Origin of the sequence: Pseudoalteromonas fenneropenaei, from assembly GCF_042643375.1 — a bacterium.
In the GTDB taxonomy this organism is placed as follows: domain Bacteria; phylum Pseudomonadota; class Gammaproteobacteria; order Enterobacterales; family Alteromonadaceae; genus Pseudoalteromonas; species Pseudoalteromonas fenneropenaei.
In genome coordinates this window covers 297170-323299 of the sequence record NZ_JBHRSD010000014.1, presented here as the reverse complement: position 1 = coordinate 323299, position 26130 = coordinate 297170, and the positions used below count along the sequence as shown (strand labels likewise).

General features: G+C 43.5%; 21 protein-coding genes and 3 pseudogenes. 13 read left to right on the top strand and 11 right to left on the bottom strand.

The genetic code is table 11. The features are described from left to right. The first annotated feature begins 10 nt into the window (after positions 1–10). From ACFOEE_RS09560 to ACFOEE_RS09540, 5 genes and pseudogenes are all read left to right on the top strand, one after another. Positions 11–460, top strand: coding sequence for a hypothetical protein (locus ACFOEE_RS09560; protein ID WP_377123581.1), 450 nt, complete (start codon positions 11–13; stop codon positions 458–460). Between the two features lie 406 nt (positions 461–866). Continuing rightward, the gene (locus ACFOEE_RS09555) at positions 867–1139 is read left to right on the top strand and encodes a hypothetical protein (RefSeq protein ID WP_377123579.1); all 273 of its coding nucleotides are present in this window, start codon (positions 867–869) and stop codon (positions 1137–1139) included. Between the two features lie 131 nt (positions 1140–1270). Next, entirely contained in the window at positions 1271–1534 is a 264-nt protein-coding gene (locus ACFOEE_RS09550; RefSeq protein ID WP_377123577.1) for a hypothetical protein, read from the top strand. Further along, positions 1524–1964, top strand: a complete 441-nt coding sequence (locus tag ACFOEE_RS09545; RefSeq protein WP_377123575.1) for a hypothetical protein — start codon at positions 1524–1526, stop codon at positions 1962–1964. The genes ACFOEE_RS09550 and ACFOEE_RS09545 overlap by 11 nt, the downstream gene beginning before the upstream one ends. Before the next feature lie 221 nt (positions 1965–2185). Then, positions 2186–2410: pseudogene (locus ACFOEE_RS09540) on the top strand (transposase); the annotation flags it as partial. 67 nt (positions 2411–2477) lie between these two features. Here ACFOEE_RS09540 and ACFOEE_RS09535 read toward each other — a convergent pair. Then, positions 2478–3812 (bottom strand): annotated as a pseudogene (locus tag ACFOEE_RS09535) (IS5 family transposase). Between the two features lie 120 nt (positions 3813–3932). Here ACFOEE_RS09535 and ACFOEE_RS09530 point away from each other — a divergent pair. Then, a pseudogene (locus tag ACFOEE_RS09530) lies at positions 3933–4872 on the top strand (IS3 family transposase); the annotation flags it as partial. A gap of 200 nt (positions 4873–5072) precedes the next feature. On the opposite strand, the gene ACFOEE_RS09525 reads toward ACFOEE_RS09530, so the two are convergent. From ACFOEE_RS09525 to ACFOEE_RS09510, 4 genes are all read right to left on the bottom strand, one after another. Continuing rightward, positions 5073–5726: a hypothetical protein gene (locus ACFOEE_RS09525; protein WP_377123573.1), complete on the bottom strand. Its 654-nt coding sequence runs from the start codon at positions 5724–5726 to the stop codon at positions 5073–5075. A 175-nt stretch (positions 5727–5901) separates the two neighbouring features. Further along, complete coding sequence (locus ACFOEE_RS09520) at positions 5902–6216, bottom strand: helix-turn-helix domain-containing protein (RefSeq protein WP_377123571.1); 315 nt, start codon at positions 6214–6216, stop codon at positions 5902–5904. A gap of 342 nt (positions 6217–6558) precedes the next feature. Beyond that, positions 6559–6810 carry a DUF2999 family protein gene (locus tag ACFOEE_RS09515; protein ID WP_377123569.1) on the bottom strand — a complete coding sequence of 84 codons (252 nt, stop codon included), beginning with the start codon at positions 6808–6810 and terminating at the stop codon, positions 6559–6561. A 68-nt stretch (positions 6811–6878) separates the two neighbouring features. Then, positions 6879–7769, bottom strand: coding sequence for a DMT family transporter (locus ACFOEE_RS09510; protein WP_377123567.1), 891 nt, complete (start codon positions 7767–7769; stop codon positions 6879–6881). Between the two features lie 315 nt (positions 7770–8084). Between ACFOEE_RS09510 and ACFOEE_RS09505 the strand changes: the two genes are divergently transcribed. Both ACFOEE_RS09505 and ACFOEE_RS09500 read left to right on the top strand, forming a co-directional pair. Beyond that, complete coding sequence (locus tag ACFOEE_RS09505; protein WP_377123565.1) at positions 8085–10745, top strand: ATP-binding protein; 2661 nt, start codon at positions 8085–8087, stop codon at positions 10743–10745. Then, complete coding sequence (locus ACFOEE_RS09500; protein WP_377123563.1) at positions 10735–11094, top strand: Hpt domain-containing protein; 360 nt, start codon at positions 10735–10737, stop codon at positions 11092–11094. Before ACFOEE_RS09505 ends, ACFOEE_RS09500 begins: the two co-directional genes overlap by 11 nt. Before the next feature lie 36 nt (positions 11095–11130). On the opposite strand, the gene ACFOEE_RS09495 is transcribed toward ACFOEE_RS09500, so the two are convergent. Continuing rightward, a complete protein-coding gene (locus tag ACFOEE_RS09495; RefSeq protein ID WP_377123561.1) occupies positions 11131–11901 on the bottom strand; it encodes a DeoR/GlpR family DNA-binding transcription regulator in 771 nt (256 codons plus the stop codon). A gap of 207 nt (positions 11902–12108) precedes the next feature. Between ACFOEE_RS09495 and ACFOEE_RS09490 the strand changes: the two genes are divergently transcribed. Continuing rightward, the gene (locus tag ACFOEE_RS09490; protein WP_377123559.1) at positions 12109–13254 is read left to right on the top strand and encodes an MFS transporter; all 1146 of its coding nucleotides are present in this window, start codon (positions 12109–12111) and stop codon (positions 13252–13254) included. Between the two features lie 79 nt (positions 13255–13333). On the opposite strand, the gene ACFOEE_RS09485 is transcribed toward ACFOEE_RS09490, so the two are convergent. From ACFOEE_RS09485 to ACFOEE_RS09475, 3 genes are all read right to left on the bottom strand, one after another. After that, positions 13334–14539 (bottom strand): response regulator, encoded by a 1206-nt coding sequence (locus ACFOEE_RS09485; protein WP_377123557.1) that lies wholly within the window; start codon positions 14537–14539, stop codon positions 13334–13336. Positions 14540–14932: 393 nt separating this feature from the next. After that, a complete protein-coding gene (locus tag ACFOEE_RS09480) occupies positions 14933–16126 on the bottom strand; it encodes an RsmB/NOP family class I SAM-dependent RNA methyltransferase (RefSeq protein ID WP_377123555.1) in 1194 nt (397 codons plus the stop codon). Between the two features lie 119 nt (positions 16127–16245). Continuing rightward, a complete protein-coding gene (locus ACFOEE_RS09475) occupies positions 16246–17691 on the bottom strand; it encodes a chitinase (RefSeq protein WP_377123553.1) in 1446 nt (481 codons plus the stop codon). Between the two features lie 255 nt (positions 17692–17946). Here ACFOEE_RS09475 and ACFOEE_RS09470 point away from each other — a divergent pair, with 255 nt between their 5' ends. The 4 genes from ACFOEE_RS09470 to ACFOEE_RS09455 all read left to right on the top strand — a co-directional run bounded on the left by ACFOEE_RS09470 (position 17947) and on the right by ACFOEE_RS09455 (position 23328). After that, complete coding sequence (locus ACFOEE_RS09470) at positions 17947–18507, top strand: GNAT family N-acetyltransferase (protein ID WP_377123551.1); 561 nt, start codon at positions 17947–17949, stop codon at positions 18505–18507. A 4-nt stretch (positions 18508–18511) separates the two neighbouring features. After that, on the top strand, positions 18512–19849 hold the full coding sequence (locus ACFOEE_RS09465) for an NAD(P)/FAD-dependent oxidoreductase (protein ID WP_377123681.1): 1338 nt from the start codon (positions 18512–18514) through the stop codon (positions 19847–19849). A 91-nt stretch (positions 19850–19940) separates the two neighbouring features. Next, entirely contained in the window at positions 19941–21152 is a 1212-nt protein-coding gene (locus ACFOEE_RS09460) for a sugar ABC transporter substrate-binding protein (RefSeq protein ID WP_377123549.1), read from the top strand. Next, entirely contained in the window at positions 21130–23328 is a 2199-nt protein-coding gene (locus ACFOEE_RS09455; protein ID WP_377123679.1) for an ATP-binding protein, read from the top strand. Before ACFOEE_RS09460 ends, ACFOEE_RS09455 begins: the two co-directional genes overlap by 23 nt. A 26-nt stretch (positions 23329–23354) precedes the next feature. On the opposite strand, the gene ACFOEE_RS09450 is transcribed toward ACFOEE_RS09455, so the two are convergent. Together ACFOEE_RS09450 and ACFOEE_RS09445 are read right to left on the bottom strand one after the other, a co-directional pair. Continuing rightward, positions 23355–23816, bottom strand: coding sequence for a hypothetical protein (locus ACFOEE_RS09450; protein WP_377123547.1), 462 nt, complete (start codon positions 23814–23816; stop codon positions 23355–23357). A gap of 185 nt (positions 23817–24001) precedes the next feature. After that, on the bottom strand, positions 24002–26029 hold the full coding sequence (locus ACFOEE_RS09445; RefSeq protein ID WP_377123545.1) for a S9 family peptidase: 2028 nt from the start codon (positions 26027–26029) through the stop codon (positions 24002–24004). Positions 26030–26130 lie beyond the last annotated feature (101 nt).

The following is a 26130-nucleotide window of genomic DNA, read 5'->3' as shown; positions in this document are numbered from 1 at the left end:
GGATGGTGGTATGGTCAAGATTCTAAAAAACAATCTAAATATAGTATTCTCCTTGATTGTTATGTTTTTCACAGGGGCTGCTATCTTAAAAGTCTACTTGTCGGAACATCAAGTGGTTAATGGGTACATAGACGAAATTAATTGCCAAGCTGATAAGAAAAAGGACGGCGTTTATTCCTACCAAATAAGATTGGATAACGAATTTAGCTTTCGAAATAGACTAAATGTAGCGTGTGAGATAATTTCAGATTTGAAGAAAGGAGACTATATCGAAATCGAAAGTATCGGTCATATTTTTATTCAATTGAAACATAATGGGGTTAATTTGTTCAATAAAAAAGAACTTAATATAAAAAGGAGTGGAATTAGTATTATTTTCACCCTTTTGTTTTTATTGGCAAGTTGTGATTTTTTCTACCGAATCTACTCTTTTAAGAAAAATCGACATCATCAGACCTAAGTAAATTCATAGCCAAATTACTTAAAGGACAGCAAACCTGTTGTCCTTTTTGTGAACGATGGGATTAGCAAGGATGCGACAAATCAGTTTGTCTGAAACGCAATTGTTTGACAGTTAGTTTTGAATCCAAAGCCTTGCACTTGCAGAGCTAAGCTCACGGGTTTTGTTTTATCTGGGGTAGCTGGCTTGGGATTCTGTTTTCAAGGCAGGATGAGCGGATCAATAAAAAATCCGTTTGGTGCCAAATTCAATTGAGTTATCTCTCAGGTGAAATGCCGTGGCGATTCAGATTGATATTTCGATGGTAAATTGTTAGCGGAACACTGGTAACGTTTTATCGGACTCGTGGTAAATTTATGTCGGACGTGTGGTAAGGGATGGGCGGAATATACAGAAGAGATAAACAATGAGTAATAGAGCACCATTAGTAGTCTATTTGGATAAAAAATACCTACTGGCATTTAGAATCACAATGCTCTTAGTATCGCTTCCATTTCTCCATGATGTTTATGTAATAGTGGCTTCTGGTATCGCTGACTCTGGTGAATACATAGTCAATCGCGGTGAAGGATGGGGATACAATGCGTACTTATTTAAAAAATCAGCGTTTGCTTTCTTGTTTGTTTGGTTAGGTACTCTGGGGGCAAAGGACAAATCTGAAATATCCAACGGAAATTAATTTTAATCCAAAGCCTCGCATTTTTGAAGTGACCCCCAGTAATTGAATAGTCCAGCTACTGGGGTCACTTCAACTCGCGGGGCTTATTTATGCTGTTAAGTTAGCCAAATCTGTTTTCAAGGAACAAATAAATGAAAAAGAATAGCAAACCTAATGGAAGTTATTATTCTGGCTTTATGTCGATAATTATTGGTGGCGCCCTTATGGTTTTAAATTGTTCAATATTTTTAGGTGGTGAATATCACATGAGACAGAATTCATTGTCCGCAGATGGTGACTTGTTATTATTTAGCCTCAAATTGCTTACCTCTGCTTTAGCGTCTCTGTTTTTTATAATTTCCGGACTTAAGGTTATCTTAACTAAATTTAAAGATAAGGATGATAATGAAAAATAACACAAGAAATATTAATAAAGTTATATTTGTGTATTTTATTTTTGCGTTTCAATCTTTTGCAAATGAAGAAATTACAGTGATTGGTGGAACTTGGAATTGTATACAAGAGCAAAAAATAACGGATGCAATTACGGGGAATAATTCATTCATTTTGAAATTTTTACATGAAGGCAATAGCGTGAAACAGCTCGAAAAGGTTGTTATCTCTGACAAATCAACCAACAAAACTTCTGCGTTAGATTATTCGTTACATTTTAAATCTGAGATTAAAAATATGGCGTTCACCAATACATTAGCCGACTTAAATTATATTATTGTCAACGATGAACTAAACGTTTTCTCCAGTGGGGTTGAAACATTTTTTCCAAAAATCGGGGAAGAAATAAGTGGCAAAATATCGCTATTGGATAATGGAAATCTAGTTAGTTAATTCTCAGATGGAAGTGTTATAGAGTGCAGGAAAAACGATAAGTAAAATACTCAGTAATTTGAATCCAAAGCCTCGCACTAACGGGGCTTTGCTTTTCAAACTAACCGTTAATTAGCCCAAAGTCCGACAGCAATCAAAGACAACATTGTATAGCCGACTGAATCGCCACTGATTTCCTAGACGCCTTCTAGTTAGATAAACTAGCTAAAAAAGAGGTGTCCATGAGCCATAAACGTTACCCCGAACAATTCAAAATCGAAGCAGTGAAACAAGTCACTGTTGCCGGCCATTCTGTTGCTGACGTTGCTCAGCGTTTAGGTACTACCACACACAGTCTTTACGCCTGGATTAAGCGCTATGGTCCTGACTCTGAGGCACACCTTCAGCAGTCTGCTGAGTCCGCAGAAATTCGACGATTACAAAAAGAGCTTGAGCGTGTTACTGAGTCGATTCTGAAAATGTCGACTTTCCAGAAAATCGAGCCTTTTCGTTCCCAATTACCCTACTTTAAGTCTAGCTAAACAACTCGATATTTGTCCGATTCTCCCAACTCAGACACATTTTCAACCAACATAAAATCCAGACGTAAAAAAACCTCAATAGGCTTAGAACTTTTCTAAAGTTTTGCCCGATACCCGCTAAAATGGCATTGAGTTTGTCGCCCAATATGCCTTTCAAGCGGTTTAATCCCAAGTGACCATCATTTTTCATGTGTCCGATGATGGGCTCTATCCCATTGCGGCGCTTGAGTTTTTTCTTAATCGCAGGTGTCACGCCACGTTTTTGTCCTGCGATAAAGACTTCATACCGCTATGCCATATGACCGCGATAACCTCTGTCTACAAAACACCTAAACGGGCGCACGTTGGTGACGTCTTCGACTATTTTCAAGGTGCGATACAAGGTGTCACCGTCATAAGGATTGCCGTGCATTGCATGACAGCACAGCACAAATTGTTCTTTCACTGTCGTTGCTACGCTGACTTTCACCCCAAACTCGTACGGTTTTGCACTTTTGCCTTTCGCTATGCATTCAACGTGCGGCTCATGCAGTGAGTACAGCTTCGATTTACTGAATTTATCTTGCTTGAGCAGTTTTTCAGCTTGCCGGAGTTGAACGACCATCACCGCCGAAGGGTTGGAGTCTAGCTTACGAAGAATGTCGCGGAACACGCGACCAAGATATGACTTTTGTTTTTTCAATGCTTTACGCATCCGCTTGTATTGTTTGGCATGGGCGTAGCGACTGACCGAGTTTGCGACCTTCACACCTTCTCTCGCATAGCTTTGCCGCTGTGTGATACCTGCGTGTTTGGCAAGGTCGACTAACTTTTTACGGCATCGTTCAAGTAGTTTACTGTCGGTTGGAAAGCTGATGTTCTTTTCCATCACCGTGCTATCCACCACCACTTCGCGCAAACTACTTTCTTTTACCGCACCGACTTTTAGCCCAACATCAACGGTAAGCGATAACATCAATTCCGCACCTTGCTCGCCAATTCGCTTGCGAAAACGAACCATCGAACTGGGGTCGCAAGGCATGTGATGAGTAAAAAACTGCATCCCACAAAAATACTGCCAGTAGGGATTCTCACACCACATCGCGACCGTATTTTCATCCGAAAGTTTATGAATTTGTTTAAGATATTCCAATCCAGCCAGTAACCGAATGGGTTTCCCCAATGCGCCAGTATCTGCACTATAAAGTTGGCCAAACTCTGCTTCTAAACGCTGTCAATCAATGATGTTGGCCAATTTAACGAGTTCATGGTTGGGCGCCACAAGGTCAATCAATTCGACCGCGAACAGTTGCTTTTGTGGTGTATGGTTGGTCGCTTTTGGCTTCATTTTTAATCTCCATTTTGCAAGGTTTTGAGGGGTGAGAAAACAAACCTTGCAAAATGAGGATAGTAAGATCGTTTAGATCATCAAGAAGATCAATAAATTAAGTGATTTTCAGTGTCGACTACTGAAGAACGTGACCTCTTAAAAAAGCCGCGGCGTACTTCGCAAGCCACCCCGAGTAAGATACGCCTTTATCCAAGAGCATCATCACAGCCACTCAGTGCGACAGCTGTGCCAGTTGTTTGATGTTCATCCGAGCGGGTATTACGCGTGGAGGAGCTACGCAAAGTCGAAGCGACAACGTGACAATGAACGACTTACAGCCCAACTCAAACAATGTTGGCTTGAGTCTGGTGGTGTCTATGGATACCGCAAACTCCATCGAGATCTGCGTGATCTTGGCGAGCAATACGGTATTAATCGTGTACATCGCCTGATGCAGCGAGCAGGACTGCGAGCGCACGTTGGCTATCGCAAACCGAGAGCTCCTAGTGGTGAGCAACACGTTGTTACGCCAAATCGTTTAGAACGGTAATTCGATCCATTAGCGCCCAACAAGGCTTGGGTAACGGATATTACGTACATCAAAACGCATAAAGGCTGGCTCAATCTTGGCGCTGTAATGGACTTGTTCTCACGACGAATTATTGGTTGGTCAATGGGCCGTCGTATCACCAAAGAGCTTGCGTTAGATGCTTTATTTATGGCGGTATGGCGTCGTAAACCTGCTGGCAAAGTGTTGGTTCATTCAGATCAAGGAAGCCAATACACAAGCCATGATTGGAGTGAGTTTCTAAGCGCACATGGTTTGGAGGGTAGCATGAGCCGTCGAGGTAACTGCCATGATAACGCAGTAGCAGAGAGTTTCTTTCAACTGCTGAAACGCGAACGAATAAAGCGAAAAATCTATGCGACCAGGGACGACGCAAAGATGGATGTGTTTAATTATATTGAGATGTTTTACAATCCGAAACGACAGCATAGTTCCAATGATGATGGGCTATCACCGTTAGAGTATGAACGTCAGTATTTTAATGAGGCTAAAAGTCGTCTACTGAAGTAGTGGCGATTCAGTTCTTGGCTATCTCAACCCAGAGAATTTTGAATTGAAGAACAGTGCTTAGCGAAGTGTCCACTGTTGCTGGTATGGATCACTTTGCTTTGCTGGTGAGGTTTACCGTTGGTTTGCAGCAGAAAATAAAAAAGCCTTGTTTTAAAAGGCCTTTTCCATTTTATCTATCTGCGCTTTGTTTAAAGTAGATGTTATCTTTGTTCAACCAAAGTAGGTGCTGCTCGCTTTGCTTTGGAGCGCTCAATATAGATAGCTGCAAAAAATAACATTACGACGAAACACATTAAAACCGTCTTAACGGGTGAATACAAGTAGAAAACAAAGTCCCAACTCCAGAAAGGTTTGGCAAATTCCTCGCTAAAGCCAAAATGCTCTAAATTGCGAATTACATTTTCCGCAAGGCCCGCAGTATCAACAAAACAAAAGATTATTAATAAACCATACATAGGCGCATCAATTAGGCTACGCTCAAGTATTTTCGCAGTGATTTTAGGCTCTTTATCACCATACCATTTTAATTGGAAAACCTGTCGGTTTCGCAGCACGCCGATGAGACTCAGGTCTATCACTAAATGAATTAAATAAAATAGCGAATTCGAGTAAGCTCTAGCAACATTCCCCACCACAATAAATTTCAAGCCAAAAAACAAAAACATTTCTACCAACGAAATTGATATAAATACTGCAAGCAAATAACGTATGTTTAACGATCCTTTTGCATAGATATAAAAAGCTGACAATGTCAAAACGAAGATAATTTGATGACTTAGACCAGCAGCGAAAAATTCAACAATAAACAAAGAGATAACTATTGTTATAATAAGTAACTTATAAAAAGGTTTCATCTTTTAGTCCGTATCTAATGGAATGTACACTACATCATCGCTTACACTACTAGATGCGACCTTTGGTGTTTCAGGTGTATAACTTCCACTCCCACCAACAACTTGCCTTGCGTTAATAGAGCTAAGGACTTTTACACAATAATTTTTACGCTCAAAATTAAACAAACGTGTACTGTCATTCATTTTCTTTTTCAACATTGTCCATATTCTCCAGTTGCGTCTTATCATGGCTGGCTTCCTTATTGTAATGCTCAGTAAAGGCGTCTGTAGAATCCAAAATATCGCTAAGACTCAATTTTGCTAATTCGGCCAATCTTAACAAGGTGCCTAATCGAAAAGAGCTGACGCCATTCATATAATCATCCAGCGTGGTTAAGCCAATGCCAAGCTTCTCGCTTACAACTTTTTTTGTAAAACCACGCCGCTTTTTGAGCTCCTTGAGGATAGCGTTTATCCTAAGTGTCACTTCATATTCTTCGGGTGTTTGCATATTTCCCTCAATGCCCAGCCTCCAGCCTTTTCGAATACCCACGCTACGATACCGAAAGTTGCTGAAACTTAAAAGTGTCAAAGTTGAACAAACTATGAACAACAATAATAAATCACATCAAACATGGTTTGATGTTAACCTTAATTGTAATATTTGTAAATTATTTTACTTAACTTTAAGTTTACATTTCTAAAGTGTGATATTGGCTAAAATGGTCTTGGTACATGACTTCAGGGTTGTGATGTGAAGTTAAGAATGGGGAGGTGGGGGCTTAACAAATCGCCCCTCAAGTTTTTAAGATGCGAACAATCGTCCATATCACCTTATGTTTGTAACTGGGTTTTATTTTTGCAACTGCGCTTTAGCCGCTTCCACTTTGCTAAAATCAAGCCCCAACTCAGTTACGGCTTCTTTAATGAGCACAGGGTTTTGCATCACCAACATCATTAACTGCTGTAATTTATCTTGTGGAATACCGAGTTGCTGTACGGTTGCCATTGCCATAAGCGGGTTTGCGGTCATCTCGACAAAAACGTCCTGAATTTGCGCATCACTGACATTATGCTCTTTTAATAACGCGATTATTGGGTTCATGATGTTACTCTCTAAATCAAATTTGCCATTAGTTTACCAGCTTTGCTCTCAGACAAAAGCCGCTTTTCTCACAAAGTTGAAGCGGCTGGTTTACGCCAAAATAGTAATTTAGAAAACTTCACATCTGTAACCAGCATTACGCCCTGAATAACAAACACTGCGCCAAACAAGGTATTTAAGCCTATTGGCTCTGCCAAGAACCACGCCCCCCATAAAATACCAAATAAAGGGATTAAGAACGTCACCGTAAGCGCTTGTGCCGCGCCTAACATATCAATCAGTTTAAAATAGATAATTAACGCGACTCCAGTACAAAGCACGCCGAGTGCAAGCACCGACCAACCAACTGTTGCGGTTGGGAGTGAGGGTATTGGTTGCCACAATAATAAAGGCAATACCAAAAAGGTGGACGCCCATAAATTGCCATGGGCATTGTTAAACGCACTGACTTTAGGTGCAATTTTGGTGTAGTTAGACGCAATTCCGTAACACAGTGTTGCAGCTAGCGCAGCAAGGATCGGCACTAACTCCGACATACTTGGCAATTCATGCATATCCACCAAGATAATGACGCCGATTAAGCCACTTAAGCAGCCCCATAAGGTTTTTGCGCTTACAGAGGTTTTTAGCCAAATAGCACTGACCAATACCCCCCAAAATGGCGCGGTAGAATTAAGTACCGACAACACCGATGCATTCACGTACTGAGCAGCATAGGCAAATAACAAAAACGGTAATGCGGTGTTGAAGCATCCCAGTATTGCGTAATGTCGGCCAAGCCCTTTAACTTGCAAAGCCTTTCTGGTTAATACAGCAATCAACATCAGCGTTAATGCTGCAAGCAGCACCCGCGCTTCAATAAGATAAGCAGGCCCAAGGCTAGGTACTGCGATACGCATAAACAAAAATGAACCGCCCCAAATTGCGGCCAGCAGAACTAATAACAGCGCCCCAAGCATATTTTTATCCCGAATAGTTGTACATCTTGATTCACACTTGCACCACACTATGACAGGCAGCTTTGCTAAGAACAAGCTGGATCTGGCACTGACAACAATGCACCAAACAAAAAATTAACACTGTTCCAGCTTCTTATCTTAAGTATTAGAAGCTGTGATTGTGTTCCTCTGGATTTCCGGTGGCAAAGTGACATAATTAGCACTTTATTATTAATTTTATAGTATTTTATGTACAATAAAATTTAATCCTAGATTTGTAATTCCCGCCATTTTGACAATACTCATAACAAGTGATTATTAACTTTTATTAAACACATGAGTCTACCTGAGTGCGATTTCGCTATCTTGCAACTCGATGACAAGGATAATATCGTGTATGCCAATCCATCTGCGCAGCAACTGCTGCTGCCAGGGGATAATTTTTCAGAGCTGCATGCTCTCCATGACTATTTTCGTAGCGAACACAAAGCGGATATTCAACTTTTCGCTAAAAGTCCCAATGTAAAATCGCTGATTGCAAAAACTTGTTTTGGTAAAACACTGGTACTGGCAAAATCAACTAACCCCAGTAAACGCCAGCTGTTGTTAAGTGAGATTGATCTGCGCTTTGATAAAGATCTCTCTTTACTGATCAAAACTTTGAACAACTCCAACTTAGGCGTTTGGCAGGTCGATAAAACATTTTCGTATGCCTACTTTTCTAAAGCCTGTAATCGCATGTTAGGTATTGAGGCGACTCGCAATTTGACGTGGCATGGCTTTATCAATCACATCCACGAAGAAGACCGAGACTTATTAATTTGCTTTGTTGAAAGTCACGTCAATAGCGACACTTTACTTAAATTCGAATTTCGCGTTCCTACTATGCGTGGCGTGAAGTGGATGCAATTGGTTGGCGATAAATACGCCACTCTCAATGGTGAGGTCATGATCTGCGGCACCCTGCGAGATTTCACCAGTGAGAAACAGGTGCTGATTGAACTTAACGAAGCCAATGAACATCGCCGCCTTGCTTTAGAAGCGGGTAGAATCGGCACTTGGAATGCCATTAAAACCCAAACAGATTGGGTGTGGGATTGGGATCGCCAAGCCAGTGAAATATTTGCCTTAAATCCTTTCGACACAGGTGATTTAAGAGTATGGGCAAAAACCATCCACCCAGAAGACGCACCTCGCGTATTTGCCGCGTTAGAAGAGTCGATTAGCAACGGCACAGATTTCGAACAAAGCTACCGCGCAATATTGTTTAATGGTGAACAAATTTTCGTTTATGCCAAAGGTATATGCCATCATGACCTACATGGTAATCCTGTGCGTATCTCTGGGGTGTGTATTGATCAAAGCACTAGCCGGCGCAAAGAGGTCGAACTAACTAAAGTTAACTCTGAACTGGAAAAACGCGTGTCAGCGCGTACCAGAGAACTAGTTGAAGCGTTAGCTAGAGCCGAACAAGCCAGCCACAGCAAGTCTGACTTTCTCGCTATGATGAGCCATGAGCTACGCACCCCGATGAATGCCATTATTGGTTCTTTAGACTTACTCGCAATGAAGCCATTTGCACGTGAAACTCGTGAGCTTATTGAAACTGCCAATATTAGCGCTAACAACCTCATCATGATTTTAAATGACATTTTGGATATTAATAAAATCGAGGCGGGTAAACTGGAATTAGACAGTTTTGACTTTGACGTATCTGAGGTAATTAATAACATCATCGTGATTTTTGACCCCCTAGCTGAAGCCAAAGGGGTTAAATTTACTCTCCAAGAAACCAGTCAATTACCGAAGAGCGTCAATGGCGATGGCAATCGTATTCGGCAAATTTTATTCAACTTAGTGAGCAACGCAATTAAGTTTTCCAGTGGGCTAAAACGGATAGGTAAAGTCCACATAAAAGTTGGTTGGGAACAATTCGATAATGATATCGCCAAACTCGTCGTAACCGTGCGCGATAATGGCATTGGTATTGATGACAACACTAGGAAACGGCTGTTTACCCCCTTCATTCAGGCCGAAAAGTCTACTACCCGTAAGTACGGTGGCACTGGGCTTGGCCTTGCTATCTCAGGCCGTTTGCTCGACTTAATGGGAGGTGAGGTGTTGCTGCAAAGCGCCCCAGATCAGGGCAGTGAATTTACGGTCAAAATCCCAATATTCCACTTCCAACCCCGTCAATCTGATTTCTTGATGGAAAAAGTAAAACTCTATGCCGACATTGACTTAGGTCACTGCGAAAGTGTCACCAACAAATTGGGCTACATGGTTCAGACGATTGAACCAGGCTTTTTCCCTGACGTAGACGACCATGTACCGAGTGTCATTATTGTTACCTGTGATGCATCGGCCGACTCCCTACTAGCCAGCAACTGCACGCTTGATTGTGGCGCCTTGATCCTGTTTGAGGATATTGATTGCCAAGAATTACAAAAACAGTTCTCCAAAGCCATATTTCTTAAATTGAATACCTTGAATCGTTTTACGTTGCGTAAGGCATTACTAGATCTCAGCAACGCTGATTTTGACATTACCGATTTTGACTTTACCAGTGGCCTCAAAGCGCTCGAAGACCTAGACGAATCTGAGGCGCCCACGCAGATCACTAAGAGCATTTTGTTGGTTGAAGATAACCCGTTTAATCAAAAACTGATGAATAAACAAATTAACAAACTTGGCTATGCCTGCGATTTAGCCAGTAACGGCGAGCAAGGCTTTGAAAAATGGCGTAAGAACAATTATCAGCTGGTGTTAACCGACTGCCATATGCCTGAACTAGACGGCTACCAGATGACAGAGCGCATTCGTAAATTCGAAACCGACCATGCCTTACCCCGCACCCCTATCATCGCAGTCACTGGCGCAGCAATGAAAGGTGATGAAGAATACTGCAAATCATTCGGTATGGATGATTTCATCAGTAAGCCCATAAAGCTTGATAAACTAAAAACGACTTTGGCGAGGTGGCACAATGACGCTTGAGCAATATCGTACCATTAACCCTGCTGTGATCATTGAATTGATAGGTGACGACCCAAAGGAAATCAAGGAATTCCAGCTGAACTTTTTGTATCAAGCCAAAGGCTGCATACAAAAGATGATCCAATACTATAAAACGCAAGACTTCGCACAATTAAAGGGCGAAGCGCACTATCTTAAAACCTCCGCCAAAGCGATTGGTGCCGAACTTTGCGGCCATTATTTACAACAGTTGGAGGTACTTGCTGCGAAAGAAGATTTAGAGCAATGTAAACTACAACTTGCCCGTATTGCCAAGGAACTCGAAGCAGTAAAGCAAGGTATTGTTCACGATATAAAAGCCAGAAGCTAAATTGAAGCTTTACGTTTCGCTTAAGTAGCGAAGGCTTTAACTTGTTGGTGTGACAATATTCACATCTAGTGCTTTGAAATCAGCTAGTTTAGCTGGGTTCGCTTCAGTGACTAATATGGAGATAGAGTCCATGGTAGTCACTTTATGCCTTGCCACCGCACCTAATTTATCCTCAGTAACGGCGATTAATACAGCATTACTTTGTTTAATAATGGCTTGTTTAAATTGCGCATCTTCAACATCAAATGCACTAAGGCCAACATTGCTGTCAACCGCACATGCGCCAACTACACATAAATCAAAATACATAGTTTGCAGCTGTTGCAGCGCACTACTTCCAATTGCTGCGCCTTGTTGTTTGCTAATCTTTCCGCCTAACAAAATGACGTCGCATAAATCATGCGATTGCAGAGCCATGGCAATAGCAGGCGCATTTGTTACTACAGTAATGGGTAAATCATGGGGAAGTGCTTGAGCAATAGCCAAATTGGTACTTCCGGTATCTATAAAAATGATGGCATCTTTATTTAGAAACCGTATACAGGCTTTGGCTAATGCTTGCTTACGGTCTGCATGTAAATCCACCCTTTGCGCAAAACTACCTTCAGTGTGTGCCTGTATTACCGCTCCACCGTAGACCTTTTTACAAACCCCTTGACTTGCAAGCTCTTGTAAATCTCGTCGGATTGTATGCTCAGATACATTCAGTTCTGCGGCCAATTGCACGCAGACCACACGGCCGTTTTGTTGTAGTCGGTCTTTGATCAGCGCTTGCCTCTGATCCGGAAATGAAGCATAATCGAGCATAATTAATCACAAATGAGCATTAAAACTACCCTAATCTAGCACTCACTGCTCGTTATAGCAATTTTGTGCTTCTTTCTGGGAGAGTTGTTCTTTCAAACCGTATGTTTGTGATGATTTCTTGCCAATTTGCAAATCTCTCTACCAGTCTATTGGAGAATTTAGAAGCGGATTTGCTCGGTATTGATGTTTTATGAAAGGTTTAACTCAATGGAACACAAGCAATCGCCCTTTACACGGCACGAAGTATTGTCTACTCGATTAATGTTTTTATGTGCAGGGCTAGCAACCGCGACTTGGGCAGCGCTTATTCCGGTGATTAAGAGCCATGTCAATTTTGACGAAAGTACACTCGGCTTTTTATTACTTTGTTTAGGAGCCGGTGCCATTGCATCTATGCCGATTTCTGGCGCATTAGCGACCAAGTATGGTTGTAAGCGTGTGCTACTTGTTGCTGCGAGTGTATTTGCTGCTTGTTTACCGCTATTTGTTTTAGTCGACAACATTACCAAGTTGGCGGTGCTTTTGATTGTTTTTGGTATCTCTATTGGCTCAACAGATTGCGTAATGAATATTCAAGCCGTGTTGGTTGAAGAGCGCTCAAAACGTTCATTAATGTCTGGCTTTCATGGTTTTTATAGCCTTGGCGGTATTCTTGGCGCAGGGGCTGTTGCTGGGCTACTGATCCTAGGCTGGCCAGCAATACAAATCTGTATTTTTATGTCAGCTTGCATTTTTTTGTGCATAGTTTTAGCAAAAGATGCGCTATTACCTTTCGCTAGCCCAAGTGAAGGGCCTGCTTTTGCGTTACCCAAAGGCCCTGTTATTTTAATCGGCGCGATTTGTTTTGCTATGTTTTTAGCTGAGGGTACGGTTTTAGATTGGAGTGGTCTTTATCTTATTGATTATCAACATGCTTCTACAGGTATGGCTGCGCTTGGGATATTCTGCTTTTCGGTTACAATGACAATTGGCCGCCTCGTAGGGGATAATTTAATTACCCATTTTGGCCAAAGGCTGATATTAACCCTTGGCGGACTCACTGCAAGCTTAGGCTTATTTATAGCCATTGCATCCCCTAACTTTGCGCTAGCTTTATGCGGTTATATTTTGATGGGTATCGGATGTGCCAATGTTGTTCCTATTATGTTTTCAGCCGCAGGAAAGCAAACTTATATGCCGCAAGCCACTGCTATTCCTGCCGTCACAACCTTAGGTTATGTCGGTGTATTAATGGGACCCGCGAGCGTTGGTCAAATAGCACATCACACCTCGTTGCCTACTGCCCTTGTGGTGATTGCGCTATTAATCGCGACTGCTACTTTGCTTTCCTGTTTTGTAAAAGTGCAAAATTAAAAGCGCGTCTTGTTCTAATCCAATGAGGCCACAATATTTATCACTCGGTGCTATTGGCGCTACTTATTGAGCGCCGCTGTTATAATAAGGAATTAATGGTTTGCACTATTTTGTCTTTCGATGAAGGCTTAAGTATGTAACCCGACAATCCCTTCTGTACCCACTTGCGAATGATCTCTTTGTTGCGATTGCCTGTTAAAGCAACAATCGGCACATCTTTACAGGGGGTATTTTTGCGGATATTAATGGTGGTGTTGTAGCCATCGATGCCGGGCATAAAGAGGTCCATTAAAATCATGTCGTAGGTATGATCATCAAGATGCTTGATTGCATCTAAGCCATTGCCAAAACCATTGGTATCAAAGCCCGCCTCGCGCAGGATCTTCATCAGCATGTCGCGGTAGAGATCGTTGTCTTCAACTACCATAATGCGTTTTTTAATAACTGGCTCTGAAGTTTCTACTGGCACTTTGATGCTTGTGCTTTCTGCGGTTATTTCTTCATCTTGATTGTCGTATAAGTTACGGGCGAGCCTTTGCCTGACATCAAGGTCTAAAGATTCGGAGAGAATATGCGCAAGCTCTTTTACCGACCCCCGATTATTTTGCAAGCTATTGGTTAGCTGGCTAATGCGCTCTTCAATTGTATGCTCAAGTTGCGCCAGCATAGGCATAATGCGTTCTTGCTTGAACTTTTCCACCAGCTTGCCGCTGATCTCTTTCCCGTCAAACACGTTAACTAAGTGCTGTTTGACTTCTTTGAGTGAATTTTCACATTCACTCCCACAACGAGCCGCATCGTCAATTAACTGCCGAATACTATCGTCAATTTTGCCAAAATGCTCTTCACGCAATTGTGTGACTTCAAGATTTTTTTCATGTTGCATTAGACTATTATGTAGGATCATGCGCAGCCGATAGTTTTCGTACATCGGCTTGTAAACATAGTAGTCAGAAAACAGCCCTTTCATGCAACAACGAAAAGCCACTCCGGACTCTTTGTTCTCGCATAATAAAATATTTTCATGTGGGTAATTGAGTAGTTCCAACTGGGCCAATTCAGTGTAAATTTCCACGGCTCGGCTGACTTGCGACATCGCCATAATGATCACGGGCGGTTTTGAACTTGCCACCACGGCGTGAATGTCTTTTAACAGCCACACCGTTTTAAATGCAGAGACTTGGCTGCTAATTACATCACAAACCCCTACCAGTTCCTGCGCATCATCGCAGATCAACAACACTTTAGGGTGGCGTTCACCATGGTCAACATCGCCTTTTTTCATCTCACACTCCTTTTACCAGCAAGGTTATTTTGACGCTTCTCAACACACTAAACTGGAAGCCATAACCCTCCCAAATTACGCACCAAGTACAACTATGTATAAACTTGGCCCACAAATTTATTACAAAACGACATCTGTCAATGTTTTATGGATATTAACTTCTAGAGTGTAGTTCGCCACTCAGCATTTGCGAGCAAATAACGACCAAAAAAACGTGGCAAAACCGATAAAATAAGACTTTTAGATGCATGTTGTACGCATGCTATAAAGTAATTAATAATCAAAAGTACTTAGACTTTTAGCAAGGCATTGTTGCAGGAATAAGAGCCAAACTGGCAGGATAGAGCAGATGTTCTGGCTGCTTTGCAAGGTGCAGCCAGACTGTCGATGTGATTAATCGTTACGTTTTAACTTGGCAGCGTAAAAGCCATCACCTTCGGTGTTAATGCCGGGTAACAATACCAATTCTTGCTCTAGACTAAACTGGCTATTGGCCGCTAAAAACGCTGCGATTTGCTGTTGGTTTTCACTGGGTAGAATCGAGCAAGTAGCGTAAACAACATAACCCCCTGCTTTACACATTTGACTGTAACGCTGCAAGATTTCTCCTTGCAGTTGGGTCAATGCAGCTAAATTACTGGCTTCTAATTGCCATTTAGCATCTGGGTTACGCTTAAACACCCCAGTGCCCGTGCAAGGCACATCGAGCAATACACGGTCAAACTTATCTTTGAGTCGCTTGACCGTTTTACTGCTGGTGATCTGCCGGGTTTCTATCATGTGCACGCCTGCGCGTTTGGCGCGCTTTTTCAGTGTTGCCAACTTGTGCTCATGAATATCCATGGCCAGCACATAGCCTTTGTTTGCCATTAAGGCCGCCAGATGTAAGCTTTTTCCACCCGCGCCACAACAACCATCTACGACTCTAAGACCCGGTTTAACATCCAATAGCGGTGCGATTTGCTGCGATCCTAAATCCTGCATTTCAAACCAGCCTTGGTGAAACGCCTTGGTTTTAAATAGCTGGCTACTATCTGCAACGCGCAGCGTGTCAGGGGCACTCGTCACAGCCCAGCTTTCTACCCCTTCAGTACGTAGCAATTGTTGTAATTCAGTCGGTGTCGTTTTTAGACGATTAACGCGGATATAAGTGGTTGGCCGCTCGTTCATTGCACTGGCTATTGTTGGCCACTGTGCGCCAAGCTCAGCGCTGGCAATGTCATGCAACCAATCTGGGTAACTCAAAGTAACCGCTTGCGGCGCTGTTGCTAAGCGTGTTTGTACAGCGTCCATATCAAGCCCTTGCAATTCTTCCCAATCGGGTTGCATTTCGCCTTGCAATACCAGCATCGTACCCAACATATGCCAAACATTTGCAGTTGATGCTGAGCCAAGTGCAAACTCCAATTTGCGCGACAGTGATAGGAGCTGATACACCGTATTGACATAAGCACCCCGTTCCGCTTTACGCCAATGATTTTCCATTTTTAGCGTGCGTTCGATGGCTTTATCTGCATATTCTTGTGTTTCGCGGATATTATTGAGGGTTGCGACGACTTGCTCGGCGACTTGACGTGTAATTGACAACTTGGCTGCTCAAAAACGAAATAATGACTGTTATTGTAGCGCTTTAAAATCGGTTAACCAAAAGAAAAGTTACGGCTTTGGGGCGGAACTCTCCGCTCCAAAGCCTATTGCGTTAGCGTTTAGAGATTTTTGATAAACAACCACACATCCGAGCTACCCGGTGTGTTGCCTTGCGTCCACCATTTGGCTTCAAACACTTGTTTGTTGTATTCGACTTGGTCGCCTTTTAAGTAGACCTTATTAGCTTCCCACACTGGCACCCCACCTGTTGGCGGTTGTGTATCTGGTGGTGGTAAGTCAGCAACTACTTTGACACTTGGCCAACCAACGTGAGATTGGTAGAAGTTAGTCACGCACTTCTCATAATCACCTGCCACTAGAGCAGAGTAAGCCGTTTGATAACCAACTAACTTACATTCGAACGAATAACCTCCGGGTCTGTCAGCATAATATGCCCAATCGCCTTCCCAGTTGGTGTATAGCACATCGGTTGCGCCATTAAGATTCAAACTACCGTAGGGTGTTTGTTGCCAACAGGTGTCTTCTTCATCGGTCTCAATCGGGATGTTGTAGTAGTTGGCAAGTCCTTGCCAATAACGAATCCGATTCACTGGCTGGCCTTTGTCGCGGTTTTGACTACCACATTCAATCCCACCGTTAATGATATTGATGGTCGTACCAAAACCATAGCCAATATTAGCATCTAGCTCGCGCTGTGAAGGAGTCCAAGTACGGTCAATAACATGGAGCATGGCCGGTTTTGGCGCTTGTGGGGTTAAGAAAAACCAAATCGCTGAGGCAAGGTTTAGCCAAGAATCTGCTACCAATCCAGGATTATTCAGTAACACAGTTGCATCGCCATCAAACATCGCTTCTGAGAATGCGCCGTAGTTGAAATGATAAGACAATTGCTTTGCGCCGCGACCAAAGTAACCTTGACCGGCTGCACAAGGCCAACGGCGGTTTTGCCAATCGTTTTGACCACAGCCTGTGGTATAACCCGGTTGCCCTTCTGACCAACCCATTTCTCTCACATGCACCAAGGCTTGCTGCCATTCTTCTAGTTGTAATGGGTTATCAGAAATGTTGTCCTTCGCGATATGACCACCAGTTTCTTGGGCAAAATGCGCAAAGGCAGTCACGATAGATTTTTTACAAATCGCATCGGCGTTACGGCCGTCAGTATAATCGCCGCAAAAGGCGGGGAACTTACCCACCGCTTGTAAAAAGCGCAAATAAGTATATTCCGGCGCGGCCATTTGGGTTAAAAACTGCCACTGGGTTTGACCAAATACCCGCTCTACACGTTTGACGTTTACGGGATTAGTTGCTGCCCCTGGGCTAATGGCATTTACAACAGCGTTATCAGCTGTGCGTAGCGCATTCGCCCAAGTTTGATACATGGCATTGCTGGTTTTAGCTTGGGCTGAGGCATCAACTTGAGCTTTAGAGAGTAAGTAACCCCCAGGATTATTGGGATCAGGCTGAGGGTTCATCGCCAACGCGGACGCACTGACGGTCGTCAGCGCCAAGACCACTGGCATGGTTAATTTTGATAATTGCATTCTTCGTTCCTACATGTTGTTGTGATTGCGGTTGTCCGTTAGCGGCGTAAAGGCATCCTTACTTGTAACGTTTCAATCAGCATTAAGTTATTTTTTTGTTTACCGCACATCACATTATTCGCTACATGACATCGCTGTCAAATCTTACCAGTTCACAAAATCGTTACAGCATGATGATAAAGTCGTTCCTAAAAGCACTAACCACATGAAATATTTTAAAAAGCAGGTTATGTTAGCGGCGAAGAGGAGAGCTGTATGAATATCAAACCATTAACACCTGACTACTATGATGCTGTGATTGCCTTAGGCAACCTCGTCCATGGCGACAACTACCTCGATGCCGAAGGCCTTCAAGCTATGATTACCAAAGGCACCAAATTCGGTCTCAATGCCTGTTTTGTTGCGGTAGATGAGAACAATCAAGTGTGTGGATTTCGTACCAGTTATGCCGCAGGGCAGTGGCCGATTGATAAGTGGTGTACGCCAACACTTTGGCCGGTAGCACAAGCCGATATGGCTTATTTTAAATGTTCAGCCATAGCGCCAGCAGCGCAAGGGCAAGGCATTGGTCCGCAATTGCTAAAAGCGGCTGTTGCAGTGCTCAAGCAACAAGGTGCACGTGCTGGTGTAGCGCATTTATGGCAGCAAAGCCCGGGCAATGCGGCAGTAAAATATTTTACTAAAGCCGGCGGCAATTTGGTGCGCTTACATGATGACCGCTGGCTGCCTTTATGTATTGAAGAAGGTTATATCTGTACAATTTGTGGCAATGAATGTCATTGCCAAGCCGCCGAAATGGTAATTTCTTTTGAGTAATATAATGACCCAAGCTTACGACCCCATTACCGCCCCTCACTGTCAAGGCCAAGCCTACGCACCAAGCTTTTGGTCATCGACGGTTGCTTTACCCACGGCCAATGCCGCACTACAACAAAACTTACAATGCGATGTGGCGATTATTGGTGGTGGTTTTAGCGGTTTACTTACGGCCTATTATTTAGCCAGTGAGCACCAACTAGAATGCGCAGTATTTGAGGCGAATCAAGTTGGATTTGGTGCCAGCGCTCGTAATGCTGGTTTTGTGCTAAAAGGCTCGGGGCGACTCAGTTACCCACAAATGGCCAAAAAGTGGGGAATGGCAACCTGCCAAGGGATTTACCAAGAATTCAGTGACGCCGTAGCCCGTGTTGAAGGCCTAATCCAGCAACATGGTATTGCCTGCGAGCCACAAGCCAAAGGCTATATAAAAATAGCCCACAACCAAACTGCCTTCCAAAATCTGCAAGCACAAGCTGATTTTTTGCGCACCCATCTAGGCGCTGATGCTGAATTTATTAGTCGCGAAGACTTACAACAAGACTATATGGCACATCAGCAAGCCTTTGGTGCGCTGCGCCTACGCGATGGTTTTGGCTTAAATCCATTGAAGTTGCTGTTGGGCTATCGCGATATGGCAATTAAAGCCGGGGTAAAGCTGTTTGAGCACACCTTAGCGACTGATATTCAGCAGCATGATACCGGTATTACGCTAAAAGCGAATGGTTACTCAGTGACGGCCAAAAAGCTGGTGATTGCTGGCAATGCCTATAATCAAAAGGTCACTCATCCTAGTATAGATAAGCGTTTTTTACCGATTTTATCCAGCGTGATGGTAACTAGGCCACTGACAGAAACAGAGCTAACAGCCAGCGGTCTACAAACCCATCAAGTTGCCATGGATACACGTACCTTAAAGTACTACTACCGTTTGCTGCCAGACAATCGCTTACTATTTGGTGGGCGTGGTGCCATTTATGCCAAAGATCAAGACAAAGCCGTGTATTTAAACAATTTACGCCGAGGTTTAGGCGCCTGCTTCCCCTCGCTGCAAGCGGTTCCCCATGATTACTATTGGCACGGCTATATTGCCGCGGCGATTGACGATATGCCGCATGCTTATTATCACAATAATATCGGGTATTTACTTGGTTACTGTGGTGCAGGTGTGTCTTTTAGTGCTCAAGCGGCTTATCGCATGGCACAGCAAGTGGCTGGCATAAAAGTTCCTAATTTACCTTTATATTCAACACCTCTACCCTATTTACCATTTGCACAACTGCGTCGAATTGGTCAGTGGGGTTATTATCAATATGCTCAAATTAAAGACAAATTAGGCTAATAATTGCAAAATCATTACTACGCCAGAAAAAGCAACAGAGTTGAGCTTTTCTGGCAATTTGCTATACCTAAACCACTAACAGCAAAAATGTATGATTATGCGTAAACTTAGCCCTGTGCTATTCCTTTTCTCGCTCATCCTGATATGCAATATCATGGTCGGTAGTGCGCAAGCACAACAAAATATCAGCGTCGCAGTTGGTATGGAAAACTACGACTTCACACCTTTTTTTGCTGAGTTTACTAAAAAAACCAATATAACTGTCGATTTATTGGCCTTTGCTAATAACGACTTAAAATCAGAGCTGCTGCAACAAGCAACCCAAGATGGTTTGCCTGATGTTATTATTGTCCCCTCAGATTATATGGGGTTAGATTTTTTAAATTTGTCAGAAGTGCCCGCAACATGGCTTTCAACTAAATTGACCCCAGCGGTTCGCCACAACAGCCAAGTAAACGGCGTTTACAAAGGTGTACCACTATTATTTGGCAACCACTTACTGCTTTACTACAACAAAAAACTGCTCACCAACCCACCAGTAGCATGGCAGGACTTTGCAGCGCTAAAGCAAAATATCGGCACAGACACTGAACTTATCGCCTGGAATTATCTAGAAATGTTCTGGTTTGCCGCATTTCACAATACCTTTGGCACCCCTTTAATCGCCAATGGGAAAGCGAATCTAAACAGCCCCCAAATGGTTGCCACGCTTAAATGGTACAAACAGCTTAGAGACCAACTCAACCTAGACACAGATTGCAACTACACTTGCGTCAACCAAAAATTCGAAGGGGGTAAGCTGGCGATGGTGATCAATGGGACTTGGATTTTTAATCGTTACGGAGAAGCCCTTGGTGACCAATTAGGGGTAGCCGTGTTGCCTAAATACCATGAGCACCCCATGAGCCCTTTTTACTCTGCACATGTTATGGCATTTCCTAATCAAGGGCTTACTGGAGCAAAATCCTCCGCGCTAAAAAAACTGGTGGAGTTTATTCAGTCTCAACCTTTGCAAAAGCAAGTATGGCAAAAACTACAATCACTGCCGACTTTAGATTCTGAACTTAACGCCTTAGACAAAACTTCCCAACAGCACAACAACCGCAATCTCCACCATATGATTAAGGCACTTGAAAGTGCAACAGCCATGCCTAACGACCCAGAAATGGCGTATATTTGGGAGGCAATGTTAAAAGGAGTAACGCGTTATTTAGCCGACGTATTTGATGCCGAGCAAGCAGCTCAATATATGCAATACACAGCGGAAAAATCGATTGAACATGCTAAACAGCCACAACCATAAAAAAAGCATCGCCAGCGAATTTAAGTTCAAAGTTGCGGCCATTATTCTCATCTTACTTAGCATTGAGATTGGCTATTTTTCATTTGTGTCGTTACAACAAGCTGAATCAATTGCGCAAGAAAATGTCGCCCGCAGAGCCACCAGCTTAAGGTTTGACATTAAAAACCAGTTGGCTGAGTTGAATTATCAAATCGTGCCGATGGCAGACAACAAAGTCTTGGCCGAGCTGCCTGAAAACATTTTGTATAGCCAGTTTGCTCTTAAGCATCTAAACAACTTTGTACTAGATAACGAGCTTATCGCCGCTGCATTTATCAGCGACGGTTCGCCCTATATAGTGGATGGTTATCCACTAAAAAGTTTGAAGTGGGCAACACCTTCCATTCGCAACCTTACCAACAGTATTTTAAGTAGTGACGTGCGCAGTAATAGAATTCACAAGCTGTTAGTCAGTAAAACCGAGCTAGACGGCTACACTGAATCCGACAGTGCGTTGTTACTCGCACTACCTCTACGCAAAAAGCAAAACTCACTGATGCGCCCCTATCAATTTACCGGGGTGCTGTTTGTGGTGGTCGATTTTGAAAAACTGGTATTATCCGCGGAGCAAGATTTAGGCGAAGTGACTGAGTCCATTCTCGCGCGCACGAATGACCTTGTATGGTTTGAAATTGGCGACAAAGTCGATGACGGTTTTCATCATACCGTTTCGGTATTTCCTGACACAGAAGCGGATTTGCCATTGCAGCTAACTGTGACGCATTCTTCTGACCTTTACACCGCACAGTTTGAGCAGTCTTTATATCTCACCATCATAGTTAGTATTTTAGATTTGGCTTTGCTGCTTTGGTATTTGAGTTATTTTGGTAAAAAAATGATTGCCCCTATCAAGCGGCTTGAGCGCCAGTGTCATGATTATGCTAAGGGTAATTACCGCAAGAGTGATACCGAAATCGAATTTAGCGAACTACAAACTTTGCAACAGACTTTGAATACCCTTGCGGATACAGTCGACCAGCAGCTGACTATACTCAAGCAAGAGAAATACCGTGCAGAACAATCTGAACGCGCAAAATCGCAATTTTTAGCTAATATGAGCCACGAGATCCGTACTCCAATGAACGGTATTTTAGGTACATTTCAAGTATTGGCGCGCCAAAGTGCCAGCGCTGAAGATAAAGAATTAATTACAAGCGGCCTAGTCTCGTCGCAGTCGTTACTGCAATTACTCAATGACATTTTAGACTTTTCTAAAATGGAAGCGGGCAAACTGGAACTTGAAACACTAACCACAGACTTTGTCTTACTCTGTAAAGAAGTCATGCTGGAATTTGCTGATATTGCCAAACAACGCGGCATTGAGCTGAACTTAAACATAGATCCAACACTTATCCCGTATCGCCAGCTTGACCCCGTCAGGGTCAAGCAGATCCTGCGTAATTTATTGTCAAACGCACTTAAGTTTACCCATCATGGCAGCGTGACTGCCATTATTGGTGGTAACGCCGAGCAACTAGATATCTCGGTAAAAGACTCAGGTATTGGCATCAGCAAAGAGCAGCAACAAAAACTCTTTACCAGTTTTAACCAAGCTGATGCTTCGACCACACGCAAATATGGCGGAACTGGGCTTGGTTTAGCGATTGTGAAACAAATCGTGCATTTAATGAATGGCTCAATTGCACTACAAAGTGAAGAAGGTATTGGCACTACGTTTCATGTTCAGTTGCCCATTCGCAGCGAAGTACTTGTCAGCAAAAACGAATCGAAGCAGCTCGTTGCGCCCAATTTGGCAGGTATAACGCTCTTATTGGCCGAGGACAATAAAATCAATCAAACTGTTTTTTGCGCGATGTTAAAAGGCACTGGCGCAAATCTGCTTATTGCCAACGATGGTCTTGAAGCGTTAGAAATAGCGCAAGCAAATACGGTTGCAGCAATTTTTATGGATATTCAAATGCCCAATTTGGATGGACTGAACGCATGTAAAATGCTCCAACAAGCAGGCTTTACGCCTCCCATCATTGCTCTGACGGCCAACGTCATGCCGGATGATGTCAAAACCTACCAAAATAGTGGTTTTGCAGCGTGCGTTGGCAAGCCTATCGACTTACAACAGCTCTATGCCACTATTAATAAGGTTATCTTGCCAACCATAAAACCAGCTGAGCGCTAATTACCCTGCACCTTGTACTGCACGTTTTACCAAAGCTCTTTAACCATCACGATTTGGCCGTCGCGAAAACCAAATAACGCCAGTAAAGGTGCGTCGGCGTGCCATTTTCCTTCGCCGTCAACCACACCATGCGCATATTCCACCGCAAGATGGTTCTTCCCATTTATCGACTTGAGTATGCGCTGCTCTTGGGCTGTGGAGTTGTTAAAGCGGCCGAGTTCAAGGTTGCGCATAAACGCACGGCGCCAACTGGCTTTATCAAAATTCGCGTCGTATTCAATATGTACATAACTGACCTCAGGATGCATCAACATGAGCAACGCTTCAATATCCGCAACGCTTGAGCCTTTGCGTGCAACTTTATCAAGCGCACCAAAATAAGCTTTAACTTGCGACAGTTGACACTCACTATCACACTCCCCAGCCACGCCAACTGGAGTAAAGCACAACCCAACCAATACCAAACCAATTTGCATTAGTGTGCGCATCTTAAATTCCTTCTGTGGTTATTATTAGACTCGCTGCAGTGCCTAAAAACCACCCAGCTGACTGCGCCAAATTGCGTGAAAATAAAGCAGCCGTCAAGCTAATTTAATACGGTCAATATTTAGTGCGAGGTGTAAAACAAGTAGGAAGGGGAAGCTGCGCAGTCGGCACTGCGCAGCAAATTGGCTTACTTCTTCGCGCGGTTTTCAAACCACCATAGAATGTGCTCTACCTTACTTAACAAGTTAGAAGGCCGAGCGGCAATGCCATGTGATGCATCTGGAATACGCACCATCGCCGTATCAACTCCTTGCATTTTCAACGCTTGATAAAATTGCTCGGTTTCAGAAATTGGCGTGCGGTAGTCGGCTTCGCCCGTCATTAGCATAGTGGGTGTTTTTACATTCCCGACATAACTAATTGGTGAGCGCTTCATGTAATGTTCCATGTGCTCCCACGGCTTACCTGGGAACCAGTAATCGGCAAAAAACGGATAATAATCGGCAGTGAGTACAAAGCTGTACCAGTTAATAACCGGTTTCACTACCACCGCAGCGGCAAACCTGTCAGTATGGCCGACAATCCACGAAGTCAGTACGCCGCCACCTGAGCCACCAGTAACAAACAAGCGTTTGTTATCGATAAAGCCTTTGGCTAGCAACGCATCAACACCCGTCATTAAATCATCAAAGTCATTGCTTGGATAATTATGGTGTATGGTTTGCGCAAAGTCCTTGCCATACGAGTCACTGCCGCGCGGGTTCATATACAGCACCACGTAACCACGCGCCGCCATGAGCTGTAATTCAGCACTGAAATGCGGGCCATAGTTAGCCACCGGACCACCATGAATTTCAAGGATCAGCGGGTACTTTTTGCTAGCGTCAAAATTAGGTGGATACATAACCCAACCTTGCACTACAAGGCCATCATGGCTGGATTTAACCCATAAAGATTCAACTTTCCCAAGTTCGATATCGCCTAAAGCATCGTCGTTCAATTGGGTTAAACGTTTTACTTCGCCACGCGCCAATGTTGCAACATCGGCTGGGCGGTTCGTATCAGCCAAGGTAAATGCTACCGCGCCACGCTCACTGACATCAAAGTCACCCCCAGAATAAGGACGGCCAAGTGCGGTGCTACCGATATCTTTGGTGATCACTTCCAAACGGCCTTTTAACGGTTGTAACGCTAAGGTTGTTTGCCCTTCGCTGTCGTAACTGACGTACACGCCTTTACTATTACCTGCCCATTTTAAGCTACTCAGGCTACGGTCTAACTCCTGTGCAAACACTTGCGTTGCGCCGCTTTTTAAATCACGCACGTAGAGCAAGTCATTCTCATAGTTAGTTAATTTGTCATCATGGCCAAGATACGCGAGATAACGACCATCTGGCGAAACTGCCGGATAATAATCTGGTCCCACTCGGTCTGTAAGTGGTGTAATAGCCAAGCTCTGCATATCCAAGGCGTAAACTTCACTGTTGGTTGGTTTAAGCCTGTGATTTTCATGGCGATTGGCAGAAAAATACAACGTGCCGCCATCTTGGCTAAAACTCACCGCGCCATTGTGATCAAAATCACCGCTAGTGAGCTGCTTGGCATTGCCACCTAGCGCATTTAACTTAAATAAGTGAGTGAAACCTGGCTCCAAATAGCCTTCGCCATCCGCGCGATAATACACATCGTCGATAAATACTGCGGGTTTCGCCCAATCAGCGCCTTCTGGTTTTCCTTTTACAGTAACTGGACTTTTTGCGGGTTTTGGCACAAACATGCTGAAGATCAGATGATTGCCGTCTGGCGTCCAATGTAAACGACTAGGTGATTGCGTGAGGCTACTCAGTTTTGCTACTTCGCCACTGGCAAGCCATTTGACATAGACTTGCGCGCTACCATCGCGGGTAGATATAAACGCTAAACGGGTGCCATCAGGGGATAAAGTCGGCGCGAAATCTTGGTGTACGCCAGAGGTTACCGGCAACATAGCACCGGTTGCCATATCCACCGACCAAATATTGCCGACTTTGCGGTCCTTTTTGATGTCCATGCGGTTGCGCACAAAATAAGCCAGTTTGCCATCATCTCTAAGCTCTATTTGGCTGGCGTATTCTAAATCAAAAATGGTTTCTGGCTGTAATATCGCCTGACCTGCGCTGGCTTGTCCAATTGCTGCAAGCGTTAAGCATGCCAGCAACGTTTTTGTTATTTTCATTCTTGCTCCTGCTGATGATTTTTGCTGCATCTGACTTGACTTATAAAATCTAAACAAATTGATTTATATGTAATATTTATTCTCATTTTGACTAGCGCCAC